The sequence below is a fragment of the Novosphingobium sp. KN65.2 genome, from assembly GCF_001368935.1.
GTDB classification, from domain to species: domain Bacteria; phylum Pseudomonadota; class Alphaproteobacteria; order Sphingomonadales; family Sphingomonadaceae; genus Novosphingobium; species Novosphingobium mathurense.
In genome coordinates this window covers 1-7,902 of sequence record NZ_CCBH010000215.1, presented here as the reverse complement: position 1 = coordinate 7,902, position 7,902 = coordinate 1, and the positions used below count along the sequence as shown (strand labels likewise).

Sequence of the window (7,902 nt, the reverse complement as noted above, 5' to 3'; positions counted from 1 at the left end):
GGCGCTGACGCCGGACAGAGTTCGAAGAGGCTCGACATGTAGCTGATTTGATCGAGGCAGACTTTGAGAAACCACTCGGCAAATCCCACCAGATGCGCTTCGGAAAGGTTTCCCCGGCCGTCGCGGTCTCCCTGGCGCGGTGCATCGGCCGAGGCCATGTATTTTCGATATTCTGTCCGGCCAGCCTCTCCCGGACCCAGCCCGCGTGCAAGCCCTCGAGATACCGACCATAGCCCGTGTGCGCCGATCCCTGCCTTGAGCGCCATGGCATGGCTCATCAACCGGCTAACCCGGCCATTGCCATCGGGAAAGGGGTGAATCCAATTGAACCGGTGGTGTGCTGTTGCCAGTGCCAGGATGCGCTTTGCTTTCCCGGCTCCCACTGCGGTCATGCGCATTCCATCTTTGGGTTCAAAGGCAAACCGCGAGAAGAAATAGTTCATGAATTCGGCCACTCTGGCCGACGATGGCGGGATGTGACGGCCGATCTGGACATCGTGCTCGGCACTTGATCGCCATTCGCCTGGCGTCATGACAAAGCTTCGATCTCCCCCCCGCACGGTGAGCATGTCGATCGAGGCATCCGCGTAGAAATCGCGGTGCAGTTTCAGGATAAAATCGGGGTCGGCAGGATCGGGAAGTTCGCCATGCACGGCAGCGCGATCGATGGCTTCCTGCACGCGGTAATGCGCTGCGGCTTCGGCCATGAGATCTCGTTGATCATCATCGCGTTCGCCGGCCAGCGCGCGCTCGATATCCCGAGGACGGGTGCGGTGCCCCTCGATGAGGTTGCTGTAATAGGTGTTCATCAATCGCACGAGGCTGGCGAGATGGAGTGCGGTCTGCGGATGAAGTGCTCGCCCGAGACCTTCGGCCTTGGCTGCTATTTCGGCGACCAGATCGGGCAAATCGCCGGCCGGTGCGTCGATCCGTGCAGGCTCAATCTGGGTGGGGGATTCGACGTTCATTGCCACAGGTTTGGCCGATCTTTCCAGCAGTTCTCTGATGCTCGCATTAGCCCAAGAATATCCGTTTTTCCAGTTTTATGCTTTGCTTTACTCTCTGTCTGATGGGCTATGGAGTGGCCATTTGGCCGGTCCTTTGGCCGATCTTCTGGCCGAAGTCCGCCATCCGTTACTGCGCGCAGCCTCAACGGGACCTACCTTTCCGTCGCACCTGACGCCCATTTCGCAACAGCAGGCAATCGAGCTGCGCTGATGCGTTCTGCCTATGGCCATCACGGCCATAGGAGATGTGTCATGGGATTATCAGAATTTGATCCCGCCGTTCACGAACGCGTTTCGTGGAACGCAGGGCGCAAAGTGGGACCTAAGCGCGCGCTCAAACCACGCCAGATCTGGGCGGTGCGTTTCTTTCTCGACCAGCACCGGCGCATTCGGGATCGGGCCCTTTTCGATCTTGCGATCGACAGCAAGCTACGCGGTTGCGACCTCGTGAAGATGAAGATCGGGGATATCGTCTGCGATCGGAAGATTCGAAACCGCGCTACCGTGGTTCAGCAAAAGACCGGGCGACCCGTCCAGTTCGAACTGATGGATGATGCTCGGGCAAGTCTTCTCAAATGGCTTGAGCTCCGGAGCGGCTCTTTGGAAGATTTTGTCTTCCCAAGTCGCACGAACCACGCCGCCCACATCAGCACGCGGCAATACGCGCGTCTCGTCGACGAATGGGTCACGGGAATTGGCTTGCCCTGCGAGGATTACGGCACGCATTCCCTGAGAAGGACCAAGGCATCCATCATCTACAAGGCCACGGGCAATCTCCGGGCAGTTCAGATCCTGCTCGGGCATACGAAGATCGAAAGCACGGTCAGGTACCTTGGGGTCGATGTGGAAGACGCCTTGGTTTTGGCGGAGGGCACCGAAATCTAGGATTTTCTGGCTCCCTGTTTAGGCGGGGAGCCAGAACCCTTCTGCTACGGGTAAGTCGCCGCGAATTGCGCCCTGATACACAGCGCCTACCGGCCCCGCCTTCGTATGGGGCAAGGATGAGCAGACCGTCCGCTCCTGAGGAGCGGAAATTGGCGCCTGAGCGACAATAATGGGTCGGTTTAGCCCGAGGGCAAACGCCGGACCTTGGGACTTTCCTGCCTTTCCTATGCCGTAGGATGAAGGTCAGCTCCTGCCAGAAGCCGACATTTGACCTCGGACCACGCAGGGTGGCGGTATGACTGCAACTAGCATGAATACGGGCCTGCAAGCTCAATCACCCGGCTCTGCTACTCCCACGAGATCACGCCGTCCGCCGAACGCCAGCTCGCTGGCCGGATCACTTTCTCATGGGCGATTCGGACTGACCTTATCTCCCCCTCGATCTCGCGCCGCCAATGCGCGAGGAAATCGAACAGCACCGGAAAATCCGGTGCTGCATCGTATTCCTGCCAGGCATAAATCTGCAGGAGCGAGGGGTGATCCGGCATGAAATAGCAGATTTCTGCCGTCGTCAGTCCGTATCCGTCCAGCTGAACCAGAAACGCGCGATCGGTCATTGCAACGTGGGCTGGCTGTCCGGGCCGTCGAGCGAGCGCAATGCGGCGAATACGTCGTCAACGGAAACCGGACCTTTGAGTTCGGGGGGCTGGCGCATCGCCGGCTGGTTTTCGACAGCATGCCGGTCGGATGCCCAGGACGCCAGGATGGCTCGCTTCACTTCGGGCTCAAGCGCGGGATGATGCGCTACATCGAATGGATGCAGGTAGCGTGCGAATGGTTGCGACATAGGAACATCCTCCTTTCTGCCTTGCCGCTGGTTACTCACTGCAGATTGCTCCGCTCGGCATATTTTGTGAGTCGATTTTAGACCGTCAAGACTCTGATAACGCGTCCGGAAAAACCCATTGGCAGTCGCAATCGGCGAGTGCCAAAAAATCTGGCTTGGACCTCTTGAAGCCGTCTCCAGCAAAACTAGATCGCCAAATGCCTCCTGCCGATCATCCGGGGGAGGCGCTGTAAGTCATTTCGCTTTGTAATGGAGGTTATGCATGCATTTCCGACCTTTGCACGATCGCGTGCTGGTTCGCCGTATCGAGGCCGAAGAAAAAACGGCCGGCGGTATTATCATCCCTGACACCGCCAAGGAAAAGCCGATGGAAGGCGAAGTCGTCGCCGTTGGCCCGGGTGCGCGTGATGATGCCGGGAGGCTGGTGGAACTCGCCGTCAAGGCGGGCGACCGCATCCTGTTCGGCAAGTGGTCCGGCACTGAAGTGCGGATCGATGGCGAGGACCTGCTCATCATGAAGGAGAGCGACATCCTCGGCATCATCGAAACCACCGCTGAGCTCAAGAAGGCGGCGTAAGCACAATACGTTGAAACTTCTGTTCAACCGAAAGAAGCATAGAAAGGAGCAGGCCAGATGGCTGCGAAGGAAGTAAAATTTGCGTCGGATGCGCGTGATCGCATGCTCCGCGGCGTGGATACGCTTGCGAATGCGGTCAAGGTTACTCTGGGCCCCAAGGGCCGCAACGTGGTGATCGAGAAGAGCTTCGGCGCGCCGCGCATCACCAAGGACGGCGTGACTGTCGCCAAGGAAATCGAACTCAAGGACAAGTTCGAAAATATGGGCGCACAGATGCTGCGCGAAGTCGCCAGCAAGCAGAACGACAAGGCGGGTGATGGCACCACCACGGCCACCGTTCTGGCCCAGGCCATTGTGCGCGAAGGTGCCAAGGCAGTTGCCGCCGGCATGAACCCGATGGACCTGAAGCGCGGTATCGACCTCGCCGTCGGCACCGTGGTCAAGGACCTCGAAAGCCATGCCAGGAAGGTGTCGGCCAACAGCGAGATTGCGCAGGTTGCCACCATCTCCGCCAATGGCGATGAAACCGTCGGCCGCATCCTCGCCGAAGCCATGGAGAAGGTCGGCAACGAAGGCGTGATCACGGTCGAGGAAGCCAAGAGCCTCGAAACCGAGCTGGAGTCGGTCGAGGGCATGCAGTTCGACCGCGGCTATCTCTCGCCCTATTTCGTGACCAATGCCGAAAAGCTGAAGGTCGAGCTGGAGGACCCCTATATCCTCATTCACGAGAAGAAGCTGTCGAACCTGCAGGCCATGATCCCGCTGCTCGAACAGGTCGTGCAGTCGGGCAAGCCGTTGCTCATCATCGCTGAGGATGTCGAGGGCGAAGCCCTGGCAACCCTGGTGGTCAACAAGCTGCGTGGCGGCCTCAAGATCGCGGCGGTCAAGGCACCCGGCTTCGGCGATCGCCGCAAGGCCATGCTGGAGGATATTGCCATCCTCACCGCCGGCAATGTGGTCAGCGAGGAACTCGGCACCAAGCTGGAAAATGTCACGATCGGCATGCTCGGCCGGGCCAAGAAGGTCATCATCGACAAGGACAACACCACCATCGTCGATGGTGCCGGTAACAAGGCCGACATCGACGCTCGGGTCAGTCAGATCCGCGCCCAGATCGACACCACGACCAGCGACTACGACCGTGAAAAGCTGCAGGAACGCGTGGCCAAGCTGGCTGGCGGCGTTGCCGTCATCCGCGTCGGCGGTGCCACCGAAGTCGAGGTCAAGGAGCGCAAGGACCGTGTCGATGATGCGCTGCATGCAACCCGTGCGGCAGTCGAGGAAGGCATTCTGCCGGGCGGCGGTATCGCACTACTCCGGGCGCTCAAGTCGCTGGAGGGCCTCAAGGCCGCCAATGACGACCAGCAGTCGGGTATCGACATCGTGCGTCGCGCGCTGCGCGCCCCGGCTCGCCAGATTGCCGAGAACGCGGGTGAGGACGGTGCCTATATCGTCGGCAAGCTGCTCGAAGGCGACGACTACAACCACGGCTTCAACGCCGCGACCGGCGAATATGAAGACCTGGTGAAGTCGGGTGTCATCGATCCGGCGAAGGTGGTGCGCACCGCACTGCAGGATGCGGCTTCGGTCGCCTCGCTGCTGATCACCACCGAGGCGCTGGTGGCCGAACTGCCCAAGGAAGACACGCCCGCACCGATGCCGGCGATGGATTTCTAACAGGGTGTGGAGAGCGCGGTCTCACGCTGCGCTCTCCCATCCTCAAGCGCACCGCTGGCGGCAGTGCCGCCTGGGCAGCTGCCGAGCAAGGCTGGCTCCAAACGCGGCAACATCGGAAAATCGGTCGAATGAGAGAGGAGGAGATGATGACCAACAGGTATATGGAGTATCTTTCACGCGAACATGCGCGGCTGGAGGACGAAATCCGGATGGAAAGCAAACGACCCCGGCCTGACGAAGTTCTGATTGCCCGCCTGAAGAAGCTCAAACTTGCGCTCAAGGACCAGATGCAAAGCTGGGCTTCCGATCACGCGAACAGCGATCGGCTGACCGCGTAAACGGATTGCATCCTATCAAAGTCTCTTCTGGAAGAAGGCCAGGCACACCTCTCTCGGTGCGCCTGGTTTTCTTTTTCAAAACATTGAAAACAAACAAACAAAAAATTTTTGGCCAGTCTTGAAACCAATTGCGCGTTTCCCAACTTAATCAGTACCGGATGCCATAACGGGTCCGGTTGGACAGAGGGCGTCGGCTCTTGGTTCACGGCGCCTCTCATGCCCAGATTGCTCAACAAGGAGGATTTGGAAATGAGAACTGCATTTGATTTGACCCCCTATCGCCGCTCGACGGTCGGCTTCGATCGGCTCTTCGATGCGCTCGAGAACAGCTTCCGCGCCGAGACGCAGGATAGCTACCCACCCTTCGACATCGTTCGCACTGGCGAGGACAGCTACCGGATCACTCTGGCGGTTTCTGGCTTCCGTCCGGACGAAATCGACATCACTGCACAGCAGAACCAGCTCATCATCTCCGGTCAGAAGACTGAGAGGGACGAAGACGGTGTGGATTTCGTTCATCGGGGTATCGCTGCCCGCGCGTTCGAGCGCCGGTTCCAGCTGGCCGACTATGTCGAAGTGCGCGGTGCGGACTATGAGCACGGCATGTTGACGATCTCGCTCCAGCGGATCGTCCCGGAATCGCTCAAGCCGCGCAAGATCGCCATCGGAAGCCGCGAACACGTCAATGACGACACGCCGCAGCTGACCGAAGACAAGGTGGCCTAAGCTCAATCATCGGGCAAATCCTCGGCGGGGTGGGTGCAATCGCACCTGCCCCGCTTGACGAAGCTTTGCCCAAACCAGTCGGTAAATAGGAGGAATGTCGAGATGGCTATCGTCTTTGGCTCAGCAATGAATAAACGGCAGCTCCGGCGGCTTCATTTGAGCGAGTGTATGGCCGAGATGTTCGCGGCTTCTGTCCGGGTGCTGAGAGCCACACCAACGGCAGGTTTTGGCGTGAACGGTCCTTCATGATGGTTGATGGGAACGACAGGGTCTGGTCGCGAGCTGCCGAAATTGCGGACGGTCCGCACCTGGGACTGAAAATTGGCGCCTGAACGGCCACAAAGGGTCGGCCCCGGAAGCCGAAACCGACGCATCCGAATGTCTGCTATTCCATTTGTACGCCCCTGACCTGCGGTTCCGGGCAGTCCGACCAAGCTGACGATTTCACCTATGTGTCATTTTGCAACCGAAGTGCCCGACACTTGATTGCAACACAAGGCATCTCAATCACCGGGCAGCAGTCATCAAGATCTCCCTAGTCGTAGTGGAAGCGGCATTGCGCGATTTCCAGTCGTTGCGCAGCGCCCGCTCCTTCTACTCGATAGACGAGCCTATCCGCCTGATTGATGCGACGTGACCACCAGCCCTGCAACGTCCCCTTCAACGGCTCGGGTTTCCCGGTCCCTTTGAATGGCGTGCGCCTGCATTGCTCGATAAGGGTGTTGAGGCGTTCCAGCGTGTTTGGGTCATTGTTGACCCAATGCTGATAGTCGTCCCAGGCTTGATCTGAAAAGACGATCTTCACGGTTTGTGTAATTCGCGTTCCGTACCGTCAGATGACTCCAACTGAGCGATCGATGCGCGCAAGCGCCCTGTGTTCGTCGGGGTCGACAAAAGGTGCATCGTCTCTTCAATCGCGTTCCAATCCGAAAGCGACACCATGACGACGGATTCCCCCCGCTGCCGAGTCAGGATGACGGGCGTGCGGTTCGCCGTTACGTTATCCATGACGCCCTTAAGGTTTGCGCGAGCGTCAGTGTAGGTCACAACATCCACGATGCTCTCCTAAGTTCATGCAGATTTCCTATGTACAAATTTCTGTACAAAGGCAAGCCTGAATTAGTCTTGAATGCCGTGTGCAAACCAGCCCCTTGGCCGTCCCTGGCAAGGGCTGTCGCTGCGCTCCTGGGTAGGTCAGCGCCTCTCGCACCTTTCGGGTCGCAGGAGATCATAGATACTGTCGTCGAGAAACATGTGCGTGCCACCGGTGCCGATAACTTCAGCCGGGTCGTGACCGAACTCGAGCGGGCAGGGTGCGTGGCGCGCTACTATGAGGGCTACCGCACCAATCATGCGAACAGAGGGGGCTTGCGCAACCTCGTGTGCGTTCTCGATGTCGATGTTTCCGCCGCACTGCGCCGGCGAGACATGCTGGTTTGATGTGGGATCGGCAGGGCAGGGGGCCCCAAGCAGACTTCCCAAAGTAGCGTGCTGTCGTCTTGAATCCGATTGTCCGTGATCTCTCGCTTGCCGAGCGATACCGTCCTTGCCACTTTACTGACATAAGCTGCACGATTGCAGGCAAGCGCCAAGCTGCCGGTTCTCGCGTTGATGGCTGGAGGCAAAGATGTCGGAAAATGAGCAATGCGCTCCTGTACTGCTGAGCGATCTCATCGAAGCCGTCGAATTTGTCAGCGCCTCATCTTTCGACGAGCATCATGCCTATATCTGTCGCCGGACAGGGCGAACCCACCTTGTTTCCGAGTTTCTGGATCTTGATGATGATGCCGAGGCATTGCCGGATGATCCGGAAGAATGCGGATATATTGCGGTGCCCCATCGCCG

General features: G+C 58.7%; 13 protein-coding genes. 8 read left to right on the top strand and 5 right to left on the bottom strand.

Annotated features, from left to right (window positions below; all coding sequences use genetic code 11):
• A partial coding sequence (locus SPHV1_RS23050) for a Fic family protein (protein ID WP_231634830.1) occupies window positions 1–908 on the bottom strand: 908 nt, incomplete at its 3' end.
• On the opposite strand from SPHV1_RS23050, the gene SPHV1_RS25560 reads away from it, so the two are divergent.
• Complete coding sequence (locus SPHV1_RS25560) at window positions 877–1,218, top strand: hypothetical protein (protein WP_197277795.1); 342 nt, start codon at window positions 877–879, stop codon at window positions 1,216–1,218. The two genes, SPHV1_RS23050 and SPHV1_RS25560, sit on opposite strands and share 32 nt — an antisense overlap.
• A 41-nt stretch (window positions 1,219–1,259) precedes the next feature.
• Entirely contained in the window at window positions 1,260–1,892 is a 633-nt protein-coding gene (locus SPHV1_RS23045) for a tyrosine-type recombinase/integrase (RefSeq protein WP_054948339.1), read from the top strand.
• 347 nt (window positions 1,893–2,239) lie between these two features.
• Here SPHV1_RS23045 and SPHV1_RS23040 read toward each other — a convergent pair whose 3' ends face one another.
• Together SPHV1_RS23040 and SPHV1_RS23035 are read right to left on the bottom strand one after the other, a co-directional pair.
• Window positions 2,240–2,509, bottom strand: a complete 270-nt coding sequence (locus SPHV1_RS23040) for an usg protein (RefSeq protein WP_054948338.1) — start codon at window positions 2,507–2,509, stop codon at window positions 2,240–2,242.
• Window positions 2,506–2,739: a hypothetical protein gene (locus SPHV1_RS23035; protein ID WP_047820079.1), complete on the bottom strand. Its 234-nt coding sequence runs from the start codon at window positions 2,737–2,739 to the stop codon at window positions 2,506–2,508. The genes SPHV1_RS23040 and SPHV1_RS23035 overlap by 4 nt, the downstream gene beginning before the upstream one ends.
• A gap of 262 nt (window positions 2,740–3,001) precedes the next feature.
• On the opposite strand from SPHV1_RS23035, the gene groES reads away from it, so the two are divergent.
• The 4 genes from groES (at window position 3,002) to SPHV1_RS23015 (ending at window position 6,057) form a co-directional block, all read left to right on the top strand.
• Window positions 3,002–3,316, top strand: coding sequence for a co-chaperone GroES (gene groES / locus SPHV1_RS23030; RefSeq protein ID WP_054948337.1), 315 nt, complete (start codon window positions 3,002–3,004; stop codon window positions 3,314–3,316).
• A 57-nt stretch (window positions 3,317–3,373) separates the two neighbouring features.
• A complete protein-coding gene (groL, locus tag SPHV1_RS23025; RefSeq protein WP_054948336.1) occupies window positions 3,374–4,993 on the top strand; it encodes a chaperonin GroEL in 1,620 nt (539 codons plus the stop codon).
• A 146-nt stretch (window positions 4,994–5,139) separates the two neighbouring features.
• A complete protein-coding gene (locus SPHV1_RS23020; RefSeq protein ID WP_054948341.1) occupies window positions 5,140–5,331 on the top strand; it encodes a DUF465 domain-containing protein in 192 nt (63 codons plus the stop codon).
• A 249-nt stretch (window positions 5,332–5,580) separates the two neighbouring features.
• Window positions 5,581–6,057, top strand: a complete 477-nt coding sequence (locus SPHV1_RS23015) for an Hsp20 family protein (protein WP_197277794.1) — start codon at window positions 5,581–5,583, stop codon at window positions 6,055–6,057.
• A gap of 535 nt (window positions 6,058–6,592) precedes the next feature.
• Here SPHV1_RS23015 and SPHV1_RS23010 read toward each other — a convergent pair.
• Window positions 6,593–6,862 (bottom strand): Txe/YoeB family addiction module toxin, encoded by a 270-nt coding sequence (locus SPHV1_RS23010; RefSeq protein WP_054948334.1) that lies wholly within the window; start codon window positions 6,860–6,862, stop codon window positions 6,593–6,595.
• Window positions 6,859–7,113 (bottom strand): type II toxin-antitoxin system Phd/YefM family antitoxin, encoded by a 255-nt coding sequence (locus SPHV1_RS23005; protein WP_054948333.1) that lies wholly within the window; start codon window positions 7,111–7,113, stop codon window positions 6,859–6,861. The genes SPHV1_RS23010 and SPHV1_RS23005 overlap by 4 nt, the downstream gene beginning before the upstream one ends.
• A gap of 198 nt (window positions 7,114–7,311) precedes the next feature.
• Between SPHV1_RS23005 and SPHV1_RS25195 the strand changes: the two genes are divergently transcribed.
• Together SPHV1_RS25195 and SPHV1_RS22995 are read left to right on the top strand one after the other, a co-directional pair.
• Window positions 7,312–7,497: a hypothetical protein gene (locus SPHV1_RS25195; RefSeq protein WP_156367433.1), complete on the top strand. Its 186-nt coding sequence runs from the start codon at window positions 7,312–7,314 to the stop codon at window positions 7,495–7,497.
• 187 nt (window positions 7,498–7,684) lie between these two features.
• On the top strand, window positions 7,685–7,902 hold a 218-nt coding region (locus SPHV1_RS22995), incomplete at its 3' end, for a hypothetical protein (protein WP_197277793.1).